The sequence below is a fragment of the Burkholderia sp. HMSC10F09 genome (assembly GCF_001806955.1).
GTDB lineage: Bacteria > Pseudomonadota > Gammaproteobacteria > Burkholderiales > Burkholderiaceae > Burkholderia > Burkholderia multivorans.
Genome location: NZ_KV786507.1, coordinates 1 through 15622, shown reverse-complemented (window position 1 = coordinate 15622; position 15622 = coordinate 1). Strand labels below are relative to the sequence as shown.

The 15622-nt window shown below is 67.7% G+C and carries 16 protein-coding genes; 5 read left to right on the top strand and 11 right to left on the bottom strand.

What is annotated here, in order from left to right; all coding sequences use genetic code 11:
- Together HMPREF3115_RS32120 and HMPREF3115_RS01750 are read right to left on the bottom strand one after the other, a co-directional pair.
- Positions 1-546 (bottom strand): ATP-binding cassette domain-containing protein (locus tag HMPREF3115_RS32120; protein WP_371089347.1); only part of this gene is annotated, 546 nt, incomplete at its 3' end.
- A gap of 132 nt (positions 547-678) precedes the next feature.
- Complete coding sequence (locus HMPREF3115_RS01750; protein WP_070553304.1) at positions 679-2958, bottom strand: AsmA family protein; 2280 nt, start codon at positions 2956-2958, stop codon at positions 679-681.
- Between the two features lie 144 nt (positions 2959-3102).
- On the opposite strand from HMPREF3115_RS01750, the gene HMPREF3115_RS01745 reads away from it, so the two are divergent.
- Together HMPREF3115_RS01745 and fetB are read left to right on the top strand one after the other, a co-directional pair.
- Entirely contained in the window at positions 3103-3804 is a 702-nt protein-coding gene (locus HMPREF3115_RS01745) for an ABC transporter ATP-binding protein (protein ID WP_006404736.1), read from the top strand.
- On the top strand, positions 3801-4604 hold the full coding sequence (gene fetB, locus HMPREF3115_RS01740; protein WP_006404735.1) for an ABC transporter permease: 804 nt from the start codon (positions 3801-3803) through the stop codon (positions 4602-4604). Before HMPREF3115_RS01745 ends, fetB begins: the two co-directional genes overlap by 4 nt.
- Positions 4605-4630: 26 nt before the next feature.
- Here the strand turns inward: fetB and HMPREF3115_RS01735 are convergent, their stop codons facing one another.
- The 3 genes from HMPREF3115_RS01735 to HMPREF3115_RS01725 form a co-directional block, all read right to left on the bottom strand.
- Positions 4631-5107: a PliI family lysozyme inhibitor of I-type lysozyme gene (locus HMPREF3115_RS01735; protein WP_070553296.1), complete on the bottom strand. Its 477-nt coding sequence runs from the start codon at positions 5105-5107 to the stop codon at positions 4631-4633.
- A 254-nt stretch (positions 5108-5361) separates the two neighbouring features.
- Complete coding sequence (locus HMPREF3115_RS01730) at positions 5362-5913, bottom strand: DUF6013 family protein (protein WP_035488340.1); 552 nt, start codon at positions 5911-5913, stop codon at positions 5362-5364.
- A gap of 164 nt (positions 5914-6077) precedes the next feature.
- Positions 6078-7094, bottom strand: coding sequence for a zinc-binding alcohol dehydrogenase family protein (locus HMPREF3115_RS01725; protein WP_069220698.1), 1017 nt, complete (start codon positions 7092-7094; stop codon positions 6078-6080).
- Positions 7095-7212: 118 nt separating this feature from the next.
- On the opposite strand from HMPREF3115_RS01725, the gene HMPREF3115_RS01720 reads away from it, so the two are divergent.
- Together HMPREF3115_RS01720 and serB are read left to right on the top strand one after the other, a co-directional pair.
- A complete protein-coding gene (locus HMPREF3115_RS01720; RefSeq protein WP_065494759.1) occupies positions 7213-8154 on the top strand; it encodes a LysR family transcriptional regulator in 942 nt (313 codons plus the stop codon).
- Between the two features lie 132 nt (positions 8155-8286).
- Entirely contained in the window at positions 8287-9132 is an 846-nt protein-coding gene (gene serB, locus HMPREF3115_RS01715; RefSeq protein ID WP_070553295.1) for a phosphoserine phosphatase SerB, read from the top strand.
- Positions 9133-9229: 97 nt separating this feature from the next.
- Here serB and HMPREF3115_RS01710 read toward each other — a convergent pair whose 3' ends face one another.
- The 4 genes from HMPREF3115_RS01710 to rimO form a co-directional block, all read right to left on the bottom strand.
- The gene (locus tag HMPREF3115_RS01710) at positions 9230-10411 is read right to left on the bottom strand and encodes a cystathionine beta-lyase (RefSeq protein WP_006404729.1); all 1182 of its coding nucleotides are present in this window, start codon (positions 10409-10411) and stop codon (positions 9230-9232) included.
- Between the two features lie 111 nt (positions 10412-10522).
- Complete coding sequence (locus tag HMPREF3115_RS01705) at positions 10523-11068, bottom strand: hypothetical protein (protein ID WP_039222290.1); 546 nt, start codon at positions 11066-11068, stop codon at positions 10523-10525.
- A gap of 72 nt (positions 11069-11140) precedes the next feature.
- A complete protein-coding gene (locus HMPREF3115_RS01700) occupies positions 11141-12067 on the bottom strand; it encodes a sugar kinase (protein WP_006404727.1) in 927 nt (308 codons plus the stop codon).
- Between the two features lie 3 nt (positions 12068-12070).
- Entirely contained in the window at positions 12071-13432 is a 1362-nt protein-coding gene (rimO, locus tag HMPREF3115_RS01695; protein ID WP_006404726.1) for a 30S ribosomal protein S12 methylthiotransferase RimO, read from the bottom strand.
- A gap of 250 nt (positions 13433-13682) precedes the next feature.
- Between rimO and HMPREF3115_RS01690 the strand changes: the two genes are divergently transcribed.
- The gene (locus tag HMPREF3115_RS01690) at positions 13683-13934 is read left to right on the top strand and encodes a hypothetical protein (RefSeq protein WP_006404725.1); all 252 of its coding nucleotides are present in this window, start codon (positions 13683-13685) and stop codon (positions 13932-13934) included.
- 120 nt (positions 13935-14054) lie between these two features.
- On the opposite strand, the gene phaR is transcribed toward HMPREF3115_RS01690, so the two are convergent.
- Both phaR and HMPREF3115_RS01680 read right to left on the bottom strand, forming a co-directional pair.
- Positions 14055-14621 carry a polyhydroxyalkanoate synthesis repressor PhaR gene (gene phaR / locus HMPREF3115_RS01685; RefSeq protein WP_006399948.1) on the bottom strand — a complete coding sequence of 189 codons (567 nt, stop codon included), beginning with the start codon at positions 14619-14621 and terminating at the stop codon, positions 14055-14057.
- Between the two features lie 118 nt (positions 14622-14739).
- The gene (locus tag HMPREF3115_RS01680) at positions 14740-15480 is read right to left on the bottom strand and encodes a 3-ketoacyl-ACP reductase (protein ID WP_006399947.1); all 741 of its coding nucleotides are present in this window, start codon (positions 15478-15480) and stop codon (positions 14740-14742) included.
- Positions 15481-15622 lie beyond the last annotated feature (142 nt).

Sequence of the window (15622 nt, the reverse complement as noted above, 5' to 3'; positions counted from 1 at the left end):
CGGTTCGTCGAGCAGCAGCACGTCCGGCTTCGAGAACAGCGCCTGCGCGAGCAGCACGCGCAGCTTCCAGCCCGGCGCGACGTCGCGCATCGGACCGTTGTGGAACTTCTCCTCGATGCCGATGCCGAGCAGCAGCGCGCCCGCGCGCGCCTCGGCGTCGTAGCCGCCGTATTCGGCGAACTTGCCTTCGAGTTCGGCTGCGTGCATGTAGTCGTCGTCGGTCGCGTCCGGGTTCGCGTAGATCGCATCGCGCTCGGTCATCGCGGCCCACATCTCGGTGTGGCCCATCATCACGACGTCGAGCACGCGCACGTCTTCGTACGCGAACTGATCCTGGCGCAGCTTGCCGAGACGCACGTTCGGCTCGAGCGCGACGTTGCCGCCGCTCGGCTCGAGATCGCCGCCCAGAATCTTCATGAACGTCGACTTGCCGCAGCCGTTCGCGCCGATCAGACCATAGCGGTTGCCCTCGCCGAATTTGACCGAGATATTCTCGAACAAGGGCTTCGGCCCGAATTGCATCGTGATGTTGGCAGTAGAAAGCACGGCAGGTCCCGTTAAGAGAGAAATCGACGGAAAACCGTGTATTTTAGCAGGTGTCGAAGAAACTGCAGACGGCACCGTTCCGTCCCCGCCAAGAGCGCCGCGCGCGGCGGGCGATGCCGCCCGCCGGCCGCCTCATTTGGACGCCTTCGCTGCCCCCTTCGCCGGCGCCTTCATCTGCGCGAACAATTGCGAGCACGGCACGTCCTTGTTGTTGCTCGGCGCGATCAGCGGAATCAGCGCCGCGAACGGATTGAGGAGCCCGAGGCCGACCATTGCGCCCGCGCGCAGCGCGAGCGCGCCCGCGTCGACGCCGACGTTCGGATTCTTGAACGTCCCCTTCGCATACAGCGGCGAGCGCAGCGAGAAGATCCGGAAGCCCTTCGTGTGCGGATGGATCTTCAGGTCGAGCGATTCGTCGCGCAGGTTGATCCTGCCGTCGACGTTGATCAGCGCGTCGTCGGTATCGAGCGCGAACACCTTCGGATCGAGCATCCCGTCGGTCGCGACGAAATCGATCGCCGCGCAGTTGATCTTCACGTCGCGATTGCCGAACAGCTTTTCGTAGACGACGTTCGCGACGTTCAGCCCGGCCGCCTCCATCAGCAGCCGGCTGATGCGGCCGTCCGTCACGAGCGCCTTCACCTCGCCGGTCGAGGTGGCCGCGAGCGCGGCCGGCGAATTGCCGCGCGCCGACAGCGACGCGTCGCCGTTGATTTCGCCGAGCGCCGACTGCATCACCTGCTGCGTCGGGAACAGCTGCCTGAGCTTCAGATGCCGTGCCGCGACCGTGAAGCGCCCCTTCAGCGGCGTACTGCTGCCGTCGAGGTGCGCGGTGGTCGCCAGCGTGCCGCCCGCGACGCCGAACTGCAGCGGCTGCAGCGACAGCACGCCGTCGGTCAGCACGATATGCGTATAGAGATTCGTGATCGGCAGCTTCGCGCTCTTGATCAGCTTGCGGCCGGTGAACTTCACGTCGGCGTCGAGCGCGCGCCAGCGATCGGTGCGGAACGTCTCGACCGGCAGCACGCGTCCCGGCGGCTGGCGCGTCGTATCGCCGCGCTGCGCCTTGCTCGCGGCCGTATCGGCGCCGATCACCGGCGCGAGATCGGAGAACTGCAGCAGGTTCGACACGAGCTCGCCGGACAGCTTCGGACGCGGGTCGCGCTGCGCGTACGTGAGCGTGCCGCCGAGATCGCTGCCGCCGACGCGGCCGTTGAAGTGTTCGTAGCGGAACGTGCTCGCGTTGCGCTTGAAGTTGCCGATCAGCCGCCCTTCGGTCGCATACGGCGGCGTGTCGGGCAGCGTGATGCCGGTGAGCGGATACAGATGCGACATCGACGTGCCCTGCAGCCACAGCCGCAGGTCGAGCGCCGCGAGATGCATCGGATCGGTCAGCGTGCCGACGATCGCGAGCCGGGTGTCGCCGGCCTTCACGTCGGCCTGCAGCGGAAACGGCCGCGTCGCGTCCTGTACCGCGAGCACGCCGCCGATCTTGCCGGTGCCGCTGATCGGCACGTTCCTGTAGCGGCCGTCGACCTTCAGCCCGAACGCGTAAGTCGGGCCGGTCGGTCGCGCAGGCGCGGCCGCACCGCTCGCGCCGGACGCGGGCGCCGTGGCGAACGCACCCGATGCCGAAGCCGCCGAGGCCGCCGACGTTGAAGATGCAACCGTCGCCGACGCACCGCTCGCGGCTTCCGGCGCGGACGCCGCAGACGCCTCGGACGCGACCTGCGCATCGGCTCGTGCGCCGAGCTGCGCGGCGCCGCGCTTGCCGACGCGCTGCGCGGACGCCGCGCGCGACGTGCGCTCCTGCTCCTTGAGCACGTCGCCGAGCGGAATCGGCTGCCCGAGCGTATCGATCGCGATTGTCAGATCGGCCTTCGTGATCGCGTCGCGATACGTGACGGTGCCCTTCGCGAATCCGAAGTTGTCGAGCCGCACGTCCCAGCGCGACGGCTGCGACGATTGCTTGAACTGAAAAGTCCAGGTGTTGCGGCCATCCGCGAGCCGTTCGAGATCGATCGCGGGATTGACGACGTCGATCGACGGAATGACGATCCGATGGGCGAGCAGCGGCAGGAGCGCAAGATCGAAATGCGCGGCGTCGAGCGTCGCGAATCGCGGCGACTTGGCCCAGTCCGGGTTTCCGATCTCGATCTGCGTCGCGGAGAAGCTCGGCCACGGCACCCATGCGCGCCAGCCGGTTTCGCCGTCGGGCCGACGCCAGTCGACCTTGATATCGCCGTTGATCGCGAACGGGCGGCCGAGCGCGTCGCTGACGTGCTCGTTGATCCACGGCTTCGCGCGGTTCCAGTCGAAGGTGACGATGAAGACGACGGTGGCCGCGATCAAGATCGCGACGATGCCGACGATCCATGCAGCCGTCTTTCCGATGACTCGGGTAAGCGTCATGGCTGTTCCGTTGTTGTTCTGCGCAGGCGTCGCGCCGTGCCGCACCGCGAACGGCGCGCGCACCCGCGCGGAATTTGCAATAGGTATTATGGCGCACGCCGTCGCACGACCTCGGCGCCATTAACGCTTTTTTTCATTTACGACATGACCGCCCCCACCGGCCTCATCGACGCGCACCAGATCACACGTCGCGACGCAGCCTCCGGCAAGACGCTGCTCGAGCCGACCGACTTCAGTCTCGCCGCCGGCGCGAGAATGGCCCTCACCGGCCCGTCGGGCTCGGGCAAGAGCGTGCTGCTGCGCGCGCTCGCGCTGCTCGACCCGCTCGATGGCGGCCAGATCCTGTGGCGCGGCGCGCGCATCCGGCGCAGCGCGATTCCGCGCTATCGGCGCAGCGTCGCGTACGTACGCCAGCGGCCCGCGCCGATGGACGGCACCGTCGAATCGCAACTGCGCTATCCGTATTCGCTCGCGATCTACCACGACGTCGCGTTCGATCGCGCACGCGTGCAAGCGCTGGCCGCGCGTGCGGGCCGCGGCGCCGACTTCCTCGCGAAGCGCGCGAGCGAGCTGTCGGGCGGCGAAGCGCAGATCGCGGCATTGCTGCGCGTGCTGCAGCTCGACCCCGACGTGCTGCTGCTCGACGAACCGACCTCCGCGCTCGACCCGGACTCGACGCGCGCGATCGAGGCGCTGGTCGGCGCATGGTTCGACGCCGCGCCCGATGCGCGCGCCTACATGTGGATCTCGCACGATCCGGCGCAGGCAGCGCGGATCGCGACCGCGCAACTGCGCATGCAGGCCGGCGTGCTGCGCGCCGCCGACGCACCGGAGGCCGCGCAATGAGCCCCGCCCTGCAGGATCTGAGCCTCGTCGACGTCGGCATCGCGGCGGCGCTCGTCGCCGTGAACGGCGCGATTTCGGCGGCGCTGTCGCTCGGCCTCGGCCGCAAGCTGGCGCTCGCCGCCGTGCGCACCGTCGTGCAACTGCTCGCGATCGGCTACGTGCTCGGCTGGGTATTCGGCCATCCGCACTGGTACGTCGTGCTGCCGCTCACCGCGCTGATGACGGCCGTGGCCGGATTCGCAGGGGCCGGGCGCAGCAAGCGCACGTACCGCGGGCAGCGCATCGACAGCATCGCGTCGATCTGGTTCAGCAGCTGGCTCGTCGCGGCGATCGGGCTGTTCGTCGTGATTCGCGTGCATCCGTGGTACGCGCCGCAATATATGGTCCCGATACTCGGGATGATCCTCGGCAACACGCTGACGGGCGTCGCACTCGGCGTCGAGCGGATGATGGAGGAGCTGACGGCGCGCCGCGATCGCGTCGAAACGGCGCTCGCGCTCGGCGCGACGCGCTGGGAAGCCGCGCAGGACGCCGCGCGTCAGGCCGTGCGCGCGGGGATGCTGCCGACGCTGAACCAGATGGCCGTGGTCGGCGTCGTGAGCCTGCCGGGCATGATGACGGGCCAGGTGCTCGCCGGCCAGTCGCCGCTGCAGGCGGTGCGCTATCAGATCGTGATCATGTTCCTGATCGCGGCGGCGTCCGCGCTCGGTACCGTCGGCGCCGTGCTGCTCACGTATCGCCGGCTGTTCTCGGCCGATCACCGCTTTCTCGCGTCGCGGCTCGAAGAGCGCACGTCGTAAGCACGTCGTGCGCGCGTCGGCTGCGCTCAGTGCGTGCCGCGACGTGCGCCGAGCGCGCGACGCAGCGCCGCCGCGACATCGGCATCGGGCGCGAGCCCGTCGACCGACGCGACGAGCGTCACGGCGCGCGACGTCGTCAGATAGGCCTGGGCGCCGACGTAGCCGCCGCTGCCGGCCGAACGCGTCGTCACGATCAGCGCATGCGGCGCACGCGCGCCGAGATCGGCGACGAACGCATCGGTGACGGTGCCGTCGCGCGGATGCAGCGCGCCGGTCACGTAGTCGTCGGTATCGAAGCCGGGCGCCGTGTTCGCGGTCGAATAGACGCGTACCGCATAGCTGCCGGTCGAGCACGGCTCGAGCGCGCCGCTCGATACAACGATCGCCTGCTGCCGCGCCGGCAGCGCGACTTTCTTCACGAAGCTGCAGTCGTCGGCGGCCTGCGCATGATGGGCCGCGACGAACGCTACGGCCGACAGCAGCACGCGCATTCGATGTTTCATCGGAGGGTCGTTGGCAGAGAGGGACGATGCCGGCGAGCATAGCGCGACATCGGCATCGCGTCACGCGGCGCGCGAACCATGGAGCGCCGCAGCGGATCGACGCAGCGCGAAACGGCGTGAAGCGAAGCCGCAGCGAGCGGGCGCGGCGCTGGTATCGATGGCCTTCGGCTGCAGATACGGCCTGGCGCCACCCGTACGAACGCGGGCCGCCCACTCGTTGCGCGCGCACCGGACGATGCCGGCCGCGCGCCGGCTCAGCGCTTGATCGACACGGTCACTTTCGTGCCGTCGTTCATCGTGATGGATTTCGAGCCGCCGTTCGTCGAAAGCGACACCCACTTCACCTGGCTCACCGCGACGACGTCCGGGCATTGCAGCGACTTGCCGCCGGCCGTCACGCTGCGCGTGCCCTTCGGCGCGGCCGCCTGAAAGCTCATCTGTACGTTGGCGATGCCCTTCGCGTCGACCGACGGCGCGAGCCGCACCTGCGTCTGCCGCACCATAGCGCCGTTCGCGTCGCGCGGCAGGTTCTGCGCGTTCGGACAGCCGTCCGGCATCGCGACCGCGCCGCTCGGCGGCACCGACTTCCAGTTGAAGTCGTCGGTCTCGCCCGAGCGGATCTTGCGCGTCTCCTGCATGCTGCCGAAGGTCTTCGAGTCGACCTTCACCGTGTATTCGAGCTGCCCCGTGCCGCCGCCCTTCAGGCTGCCCTTGACGGGCGGGGCCGCGACTGCGTTCGCGCTCACGCACACCGCCGCGATGGCGACGGACCACGCTGCGGCGACCGACAAGCTGCGTTGGCTCATGCTGACCTCCTTGTCTTGCGACGGCACGCGCGTGCCGTGCGGTTTTCGATGCATGCATGATGCGCTGCCAGTCTACCGCCAAGCGCGGCGCGATGCGTTGCGAACGCATCGGGTGTTACCCCGCTTGCGCTCGCGGCATCGCGCCGCTTAGGGACGCTGCGTGCTCAGAAGCCGCTCAGCACGAGCTTGCCGATCGCGCGGCCGCCTTCGAGCAGTTGATGCGCGCGCCGCACGTTGGCCGCATTGATCGTGCCGAGATGCTCGCCGACCGTCGTGCGCAGCGTGCCGTCGTCGATGAGCCGTGCGACTTCGCTGAGAATGCGGTGCTGCTCGATCATGTCGGGCGTCTCGAACATCGCGCGCGTGAACATGAATTCCCAGTGAAACGCCGCGCTCTTCGCCTTCAGCAGCTCGACCGGCACCGGCTTCGCGTTCTCGACGATCGTGCAGATGCCGCCTTGCGGCCGAATGACTTCGGCAGCCGCCGGGAAATGGTGGTCCGTGTCGTTGAAGATCAGCACGTAGTCGACGTTCGCGTGTCCCGCGTCGCGCAGCTGCGCCGGCAGATCGCCGAAATGATCGACGACTTCATCGGCGCCGAGCGAGCGCACCCATTCGGACGACGCAGGCCGCGACGCGGTCGCGATCACATGCAGCTTGCCGAGCGTCTTCGCGAGCTGGATCGCGATCGAACCGACGCCGCCCGCGCCGCCGATGATCAGCACCGTCTTGCCGGCGTCGGCGCCCTGCGGCGACACGTTGAGCCGGTCGAACAGCGCTTCCCAGGCGGTCAACGCCGTCAGCGGCAGCGCGGCCGACGCCGCGAAGTCGAGCGTGCGCGGCTTCAGTGCGACGATCCGCTCGTCGACTGCGTGGAACTCGCTGTTCGCACCGGGCCGCGTGATGCTGCCGGCATAGAACACCTCGTCGCCCGGCTTGAACAGCGTCACGTCGGCACCGACCGCGACGACCGTCCCGGCCGCGTCCCAGCCGAGCACGCGCGGCGTCTCCTCGACCTGCGGCTTCGGTGCACGCACCTTCGTATCGACCGGGTTCACGGAAATCGCTTCGACCTTCACGAGCACGTCGCGCGCACCGGGCACGGGCTGCGGCAGTTCCACGTCGAGCAACGCCTGCGGGTCGTCGATCGGCAAATAACGGGTCAGTCCAACGGCTTTCATGTCGACACTCCTTGTCAGCAGCGGGCCGCGGCGCGGCCCCATGAACGTCATCGTAGGCCGCGCGATCCTTAGAAAAAACCGCTATATTTCCTGAAACATTTTCAGAAATTTCCGAACAATGAATGCCGACCCGATTCCCGCGCCCGACAAGCCGCTCGATCTGCTCGACGTCGGGCTGTTCGTGCGCGCCGCACTGCTCGCAAACGTGACGGCGGCCGGGCGCGAATTCGGCGTGTCGGCCGCGGTCGCGAGCGCGCGCATCGCGCAGCTCGAACGCCAGCTCGGCGCGCGGCTGCTGCACCGCACCACGCGCCGGATCAGCCTGACGCAGGACGGCGAAATCTTCATGGCGCGCGCCGAAGCGCTGCTCTCGGCTGCCGACGCCGCGCGCGCATCGGTCGGCCGCGGCCGCACCGAGCCTTACGGGCGGCTGAAGGTGTCGATGTCGTCGTCGTTCGGCCGCCAGCATGTGGCGCCGGTGATCCCGGCGTTCCTGCGCCGCTATCCGTCGGTATCGCTCGACCTGCGGCTGTCCGATGAAATCGTCGATCTGGTCGACGAAGGCTACGACGTCGCGATCCGTCTCGGCGCACTGAAGGACTCGACGCTCGTCGCGCGCAAGCTCGCGACCAACCGCCGCGTGCTGTGCTGCTCGCCCGCCTATCTCGCCGAGCGCGGCACGCCGCGCCATCCGGCCGATCTCGCGCAGCACGAGTGCGTGATCCTCGGCGACCAGCGCGACTGGTCGTTCGCGACGCCGCAGGGGCCGCTCACGGTGCGCGTCGGCGGCCGGCTCGTCGCGAGTAACGGCGAGGCGATCCGCGAAGCGCTGGTCGACGGCTTCGGGATCGCGATCAAGTCGACCTGGGACGTCGGCCCGCTGCTCGCGAGCGGCGCGCTCGTCACCGTGCTCGACGACTATCCGTTCGCCGAGGACATCGCCGTCTGGGCCGTCTATCCGAGTCGTGCGCACGTGCCGCTGAAGACGCTCGCGTTCATCGCGTTCCTCGCCGAGCATTTCGGCGATCCGCCGTACTGGGACCGCATCGACGCCCGCTAGCCGCCGCGTGCGGCCGACCGGCTACAATGTCGCGTTCGCGCGCGCCGGCCCGGCAGCCGACCGGAGCGCGCGTCCGCAGGCGGCCGCATGCCGGCCGCGCACGCGTTTGATTCGCTTCCCAACCATCCCGTCATGAGCCAGAACCTCGTCATCCAGAGCGTCGCGCCGCTGTCGAACGCGCACCACAAACCGCTGCTCGCGCTGTCGCGCGGCACCCGCATCGTCCAGACCGACGATTGCGCGCTGCGCGTCGAAGGCGCCGATCCCGCACAGCGCGGCGACCTTGCCGTGTACTGCGGCACGCACGCGCTCGACTTCGCGTTCGTCGATGCAGGCCGCACGCTGCGCGACTTCGGCCTCGTCGTGATGGACATGGATTCGACGCTGATCACGATCGAATGCATCGACGAGATCGCCGATTTCTGCGGGCTGAAGGACCAGGTCGCGGCAATCACGGAAGCGTCGATGCGCGGCGAGATCCGCGACTTCAACGAAAGCCTCACGCGGCGCGTCGCGCTGCTCGCGGGGCTCGACGCGCACGCGCTGGAACGTGTCTACGAAGAACGGCTGCAGCTGTCGCCGGGCGCCGAGACGATGCTCGCCGGCGTGAAGGCAGCCGGCCTGAAGACGCTGCTCGTATCGGGCGGCTTCACGTTCTTCACCGAACGGCTGAAGGCGCGGCTCGGTCTCGATTACACGCATGCGAACACGCTGGAGATCGTCGACGGCAAGCTGACCGGCAAGGTGCTCGGCGAAATCGTCAACGCCGACGTCAAGGCGCGCATGCTGCGCGACACCTGCGCGTCGCTCGGCATCGCGCCGAGCCGCGCGATCGCGATGGGCGACGGGTCGAACGATCTGAAGATGATGGCGGAGGCCGGGCTGTCGGTCGCGTTCCACGCGAAGCCGGTCGTGCGCGACGCGGCGAAGGTCGCGTTCGATCACGTCGGCCTCGACGGGCTGCTGCGGCTGTTCTGACGCGCAACGCCGCGCACACTAGACACTAGAAACGACAACGCCGGCGCGAATCGCTTCGCGCCGGCGTTTCTTTTTGCCGCAGCCTTCTGCGCGGGGCTCAGCCGAGCGCCGCGTGCAGCGCGCGTTCGATGTCCGCGCGCAGGTCGGCTTCATCTTCGAGACCGATGTAGAAGCGCACCAGCGTGCCGCGATGCGGCCACTCGGGCCGCATCGACGCGACGTCGTACGGCACCGCGAGGCTGCATGCGCCGCCCCAGCTCCAGCCGATCGCGAACAACGCGAGCGACTCGACGAAACGATCGACCTGTGCGGCGCTGTACCGTTCGTCGAACACCACCGAGAACAGCCCGCCCGCGCCCGTGAAGTCGCGAACGAACGACTCGTGGCCCGGACAGTCGGGCAGTTGCGGATGCAGCACGGTAGCGATCTCGGGCCGCGTCTTCAGCCACTTCGCGAGCGACAGCGCGCTCTTGCTGTGCGCGTCGAAGCGCAGCTGCATGCTCGGCAAGCTGCGCAGCACGAGCGAGCAGTCGTCGACCGACACGCCGACGCCGCAGCGCATGCGTGCGAGCTTCAGCTGCGCATGCAGTTCGGCGTTCGCGGTGATCGTCGCGCCCATCAGCAGATCGCTGCCGCCGGACTGATACTTGGTCAGCGCCTGCACCGAGATGTCGACGCCGTGCTCGAACGGCTTGAACGCGAGGCCCGCCGAATACGTGTTGTCGATCGCGGTGACGACGCCGCGCGCACGGGCGGCCGCCGTGATCGCGCCCACATCGGGCACTTCCATCGTCACCGAGCCGGGCGCCTCGAGCCAGATCAGCCGCGTGTTGGGCTGGATCAGCTCGGCGATGCCGGCACCGATCAGCGGGTCGTAGAAGCGCGCGGAAATGCCGAAGTCCTTCGCGAGCCAGTTTCCGAAATCGGCGTTCGGGCCGTACACGTTGTGCGGAATCAGCACGTCGTCGCCCGCTTTCACGACGGCGAAATACACGTTCATGATCGCCGCGAGCCCCGACGGCTGCAGCAGCGCGTGCGTGCCGCCCTCGATCTCGGCGAGCCGCTGCGCGAGCGCGAGCGACGTCGGCGTCGCATGCAGCCCGTAGCGCCACTGGCCGTCCTTGCGCCAGTCGAGCTGGCGCATCGTCGCGAGATCGGGAAACACGACCGTCGACGCGCGCGCGACCGGCGGCACGAACGAGCGGAAGCCTTCCGGAATGACGTCGTCGGGTTGAACGATACGGGTCTGCAGTGCGCGCTTCGAGGTGGATTCAGTCATGACAAGGAAGCCGGACAGGCGGCCTACGGTTGCGGATATGTCGCTAGGTTAGTCAAAACCGCCGCGTTTGGCCCGGTACAATGCGCGGCGCGCCAACCGAGCCAGCGCACGTCAGTCGTCGCTGCGCAGCATGACCACGTTGCCGACCGTTTCGATCTCCTGCACGCGGCCGTCGCGCACCTGCAATGCCGCGCGCTTGCCGGGCGCCGCGCGCAGCACGACCGGCTGCGGATCGGATTCGTCCGCGTTCATCCGGTCGGCCTTCAGGCCGCCCGCCGCGTCGAACCGACCGATCCAGACGCCGGTGATGTTCGTGCCGTCGTTCGATTCCTCGACTTCGAGCGTGTCGCCGTCGCGGTCGCCGGCCAGCAGAATGACTTCGCCGGTGTCCGCGAACTGGTATTCGCCGTGCACGCCCTCCTCGTCCGTCTTCGGCCCCAGATGCACGACGATCGGCCGTCCGCCGAGCGTCCCTTCGTAGCGCGGCAGCCGCGCGAACTCGGGATTCGGCCGCAGCGGCCGCGCGGGTGCCGTGTCGTCCTGCTGCCGGGCGTCCGGCGTCAGCGGCTGCGCGACCGACGCGCCCGGCATCGCGAAACAGGCCGCCAGCGCCCCCGCGACGACGAGCGCCCGGTGCGATTTCGAATGTCGACCCACGTTGTGTTGCTCCTTGCTCCAGTCCTTGCTTCCCATGCGCGCGAGCGCCGCGGCGGCACGCGGCATCGCGCGTCAGCCCTGCATCAGCCGTTCGACCGCGTCGCGGTGCGGAATCGGCGCGACCGCGCCGTAGCCCGTCGTCGACAGCGCGGCGGCCGCGTTCGCATAGCGTGCGGCGGCAAACGGATCGTCGCCGGCGACGATCCGCGCGACGAATGCGCCGCCGAAGCAGTCGCCCGCACCGGTCGCATCGACGGCCTCGACCGCGAAACCCGGCACCACGCGCCGCTCGTGCGGCGTCGCGACGTAGGCGCCTTCCTTGCCGAGCTTCAGCGCAACGATCTGCGGCCCGTGTTCGAGCATCGCGTCGACGATCGCATCGCGATCGTTCGCGCCGGTCAGCGCCGTCACGTCGTCCCAGCTCGGCAGACAGATATCGGTGTGGCGCAACGCCTCGCGCATCACCGCACGCGCGCGCGGCAGCGGCCACAGCTTCAGACGCAGATTCGTGTCGAAGCTGATCTTCGCGCGATGCGCGCGCGCATGATCGATCGCCGCGAATGCGGCATCGCACGCGCTCGTGCTGATGGCAAGACTAATGCCCGACAGATGCACGGCCTTCGCGGCCGCCAGCGCATCGAGCGGCAGGTCGGCCGGCGCGTAGCGGCTCGCGGCCGAACCGGCGCGCAGATAATCGAACCGATGGCCGTCCGCACCGTGCGTGACGAAATACACGCCCGTCGGTGCGCCAGGGTCGATGCGCACGAAGCGCGTGTCGACGCCTTCGGTGCGCCACAGTTCGCCGAGCAGCCGGCCGAACGGATCGTCGCCGACGGCCGACACGAAGCCCGCCGACGCGCCCTGGCGCGCGGCCGCGACGCAGAAATTCGACGTGTCGCCGCCGAAGCCCTGCAGGAACTCGGCACGGCCGGGCTGCGCCTGGTTGAACTCGATCATCGCCTCGCCGAGCGCGAGGATCTCCGGAAACGCGGCGCTCATCGCTTACACCTCGCCCCACAGGTCGTGGCCGTCCGCACCGGTGATCTTCACCGACACGAAATCGCCGACCTTGTAGCGCTTCGATGCCTTGGTCGCCGGCTCGACATAGACGACGCCGTCGATCTCCGGCGCATCGGCCGCCGTGCGCCCGATACCGCCTTCGTCGCTGACTTCGTCGATCAGCACCTTGAGCGTCTTGCCGACCTTGCGCGCGATGCGCTGGGCCGACACTTCCTCGGCGACTTCCATGAAGCGCGCGCGACGTTCCTCGCGGACGTCGTCCGGCAGCGCGCCGTCGAGTTCGTTCGCGCTCGCGCCTTCGACCGGCGAATACGCAAAGCAGCCGACGCGATCGAGTTCCGCCTCGCGGATGAAGTCGAGCAGCGTTTCGAACTGTTCTTCCGTCTCACCCGGAAAGCCCGCGATGAACGTGCTGCGGATCGTCAGATCGGGGCAGATCTCGCGCCACTTCTGCACGCGCTCGAGCACCTTCTCGGCGTTCGCCGGACGCTTCATCCGCTTCAGCACTTCCGGATGCGCGTGCTGGAACGGCACGTCGAGATACGGCAGCACATGGCCCTTGAACGGACCCTCGGCCATCAGCGGAATCACTTCGTCGACGCTCGGATACGGATACACGTAATGCAGACGCACCCACGCGCCGTACTGCGCGGCGAGTTCGCCGAGCGCGGCGACGAGATCGGTCATGCGCGTCTTGATCGGCTTGCCGTTCCAGAAGCCCGTCCGGTATTTGACGTCGACGCCGTACGCGCTCGTGTCCTGCGAGATCACGAGCAGTTCCTTCACACCCGACTTGAACAGGTTTTCCGCCTCGAGCATCACTTCGGCGACGGGACGCGACACCAGATCGCCGCGCATCGACGGGATGATGCAGAACGTGCAGCGGTGGTTGCAGCCTTCGGAAATCTTCAGGTACGCATAGTGGCGCGGCGTGAGCTTGATGCCGGCCGGCGGCACGAGATCGACGAACGGATCGTGCGGCTTCGGCAGGTGCGAGTGCACGGCCTGCATCACTTCGCCCACCGCATGCGGGCCCGTGACGGCGAGCACCTTCGGGTGCACTTCCTCGATCAGGCCCGAGCCGCTCGCGCTCTTCTTCGCGCCGAGACAGCCGGTGACGATCACCTTGCCGTTCTCGGTCAGCGCTTCGCCGATCGCGTCGAGGCTTTCCTGCACGGCTTCGTCGATGAAGCCGCACGTGTTGACGACGACGAGGTCGGCGCCGTCGTAGGTGCCGGAGATTTCATAGCCTTCGGCGCGCAGCTGGGTGATGATCTGTTCTGAGTCGACGAGCGCTTTCGGGCAGCCGAGGGAAACGAAGCCGACTTTGGGGGATTGAGACATCTGGAGTGTGGGGGCGTGGCAGCAAAACCGTGAGTTTACAGCCATTTAGGTTCGCCGAGCCAAAACCGGCCGCGAATGCGTGCAGCGATGCGGCCCTTTCGGCGACGGACGCTGCCGCGCCGGAGCGGCCCGGCGCCGGGCCCTGCCCGTGCACCGCGCGAATTGGCGAACCGAACGGCCCGACCGCACTGCGCCGCTATGCGAAAATCGAGGCCTTCATCCCTACAACGCAACAGCGACGGAATCCCGCATGACGACCCACATCACGATCGAGTTCACCGACCAGGCCGCGGAAGCCATCGGCGAGCAAACCAGCACGAGCTTTTCGTACGATCAGAGCGCGCACCTGCCGCAGCCGGGCGATTTCGTCGAGCTCGAGCATGCGCCGCAGACGTTTCTCGTGATCGGCCGCGTGTTCTCGCTGAAGGCGAACTTCAGCGCGGTCAAGCTGGTGCTCGACCTGCCGCCGGGCGACGATCAGGGCCTCGATCCGGCGTACTGAAAACGCGGCCGCCAACAACGGCATGCCGCGGCGCCGACGCTGCACACGTGCCGCACGTCGCGGCGCCGGCCGTTCGGCGGCGCTCGCCGCCGCGGCTAGCCGGCCAGCCTCGAACGCGCGTTACTTCTTCTCGGGCTCCGATGCGCCCGGCTGCTTGAACGGGAACGTCGCGAACATCGACTTCGCCTGGTTCTGCATCTGCTCCTGCATCTGCACGAACATGTTCTTCGACTGCTCGATGTAGCTGGTCATCATCCCCTGCATCATCGGCGCCTGCATATTCATGAACTGCGACCAGATCTCGGGATTCATCGCGTTGTTTTCGTACAGGTTCTTCGACTGATCCGCGAGCTTGTGCTGGATGTCGATGAACGCCTGGATGTTCTTTTCCAGGTACGTGCCCATCATGCCCTGCATCGCGTGTCCGTAGAAACGGATGATCTGCGACAGCATCGACGACGAGAACATCGGTACGCCGCCGCTTTCCTCCTCGAGGATGATCTGCAGCAGGATGCTGCGCGTCAGGTCTTCGTTCGACTTCGCATCGACGACCTTGAAATCCTCCTGGTCCAGCACGAGTTGCTTCACGTCGGTAAGCGTGATGTACGTGCTCGTCTCGGTATCGTAAAGCCGGCGGTTCGGATATTTCTTGATGAGCCGCTCGGCCGTCTTCTTTGTAGTAGTCATGTAACGCCTTTGAGTGCAGCGTAGCGCAAGTGACGAATCCCCGCCGCCCGGAACCGGGTGGCGGGGCGCTTCGGAAAGCCCGGGGCCGCGCGCTGTTCGATCCGCGCGGCCCGCGGGTTCAGCCCATGTGCAGGCCGCCGTTCAGCGAGAAGTCGGCGCCCGTCGCGAAGCCGGAATCGTTCGACGCGAGCCACGCGACGATCGAGCCGATTTCCTCCGGCGTGCCGAGACGGCGCACCGGAATCGTCGCAACGATCTTCTCGAGCACGTCGGGACGGATCGCCTTCACCATGTCGGTGCCGATATAACCGGGCGACACGGTGTTGACGGTCACGCCCTTCGTCGCGACTTCCTGCGCGAGCGCCATCGTGAAGCCGTGAATGCCGGCCTTTGCGGTCGAGTAGTTGGTCTGGCCGAATTGCCCCTTCTGGCCGTTCACCGACGAAATGTTGATGATGCGGCCCCAGCCACGCTCGACCATCCCGTCGATCACCTGTTTCGTCACGTTGAACAGGCTCGTCAGGTTGGTATCGATGACGGCAGTCCAGTCTTCGTGCGTCATCTTGCGGAACACGACGTCGCGCGTAATGCCCGCATTGTTCACCAGCACGTCGATTTCGCCGACTTCGGCCTTGACCTTGTCGAATGCCGCCTTCGTGGAGTCCCAGTCGCCGACGTTGCCTTCCGACGCGATGAAGTCGAACCCGAGCGCCTTCTGCTCCTCGAGCCACTTCACGCGGCGCGGCGAGTTCGGGCCGCAGCCTGCGACCACCTTGAAGCCGTCTTTCGACAGACGCTGGCAGATGCTGGTGCCGATGCCGCCCATCCCGCCCGTTACGTACGCAATTCGCTGAGACATAAATCTCACTCCATTTTTGGGTTTCGAGAGCCGCCGAAGCGCCCTCCGACTTCACACGGCGCCGGCCGCTGCTGGGCCGGCCGGCGCCGGGATACGGTTCGCCCGTTACGGACGTTCGACCGCCAGCGCGACGCCCATCCCG

Excerpts from the sequence above, each read along its gene's own strand:
- HMPREF3115_RS01725 (WP_069220698.1), bottom strand. The coding sequence starts at position 7,094 with ATGAAAGCCGTTGGACTGACCCGTTATTTGCCGATCGACGACCCGCAG.
- phaR (WP_006399948.1), bottom strand. The coding sequence starts at position 14,621 with ATGACTACTACAAAGAAGACGGCCGAGCGGCTCATCAAGAAATATCCG.
- HMPREF3115_RS01700 (WP_006404727.1), bottom strand. The coding sequence starts at position 12,067 with ATGAGCGCCGCGTTTCCGGAGATCCTCGCGCTCGGCGAGGCGATGATC.
- HMPREF3115_RS01730 (WP_035488340.1), bottom strand. The coding sequence starts at position 5,913 with ATGAGCCAACGCAGCTTGTCGGTCGCCGCAGCGTGGTCCGTCGCCATC.
- fetB (WP_006404735.1), top strand. The coding sequence starts at position 3,801 with ATGAGCCCCGCCCTGCAGGATCTGAGCCTCGTCGACGTCGGCATCGCG.
- HMPREF3115_RS01710 (WP_006404729.1), bottom strand. The coding sequence starts at position 10,411 with ATGACTGAATCCACCTCGAAGCGCGCACTGCAGACCCGTATCGTTCAA.
- HMPREF3115_RS01750 (WP_070553304.1), bottom strand. The coding sequence starts at position 2,958 with ATGACGCTTACCCGAGTCATCGGAAAGACGGCTGCATGGATCGTCGGC.
- HMPREF3115_RS01735 (WP_070553296.1), bottom strand. The coding sequence starts at position 5,107 with ATGAAACATCGAATGCGCGTGCTGCTGTCGGCCGTAGCGTTCGTCGCG.
- HMPREF3115_RS01680 (WP_006399947.1), bottom strand. The coding sequence starts at position 15,480 with ATGTCTCAGCGAATTGCGTACGTAACGGGCGGGATGGGCGGCATCGGC.
- serB (WP_070553295.1), top strand. The coding sequence starts at position 8,287 with ATGAGCCAGAACCTCGTCATCCAGAGCGTCGCGCCGCTGTCGAACGCG.
- HMPREF3115_RS01720 (WP_065494759.1), top strand. The coding sequence starts at position 7,213 with ATGAATGCCGACCCGATTCCCGCGCCCGACAAGCCGCTCGATCTGCTC.
- rimO (WP_006404726.1), bottom strand. The coding sequence starts at position 13,432 with ATGTCTCAATCCCCCAAAGTCGGCTTCGTTTCCCTCGGCTGCCCGAAA.
- HMPREF3115_RS01690 (WP_006404725.1), top strand. The coding sequence starts at position 13,683 with ATGACGACCCACATCACGATCGAGTTCACCGACCAGGCCGCGGAAGCC.
- HMPREF3115_RS01745 (WP_006404736.1), top strand. The coding sequence starts at position 3,103 with ATGACCGCCCCCACCGGCCTCATCGACGCGCACCAGATCACACGTCGC.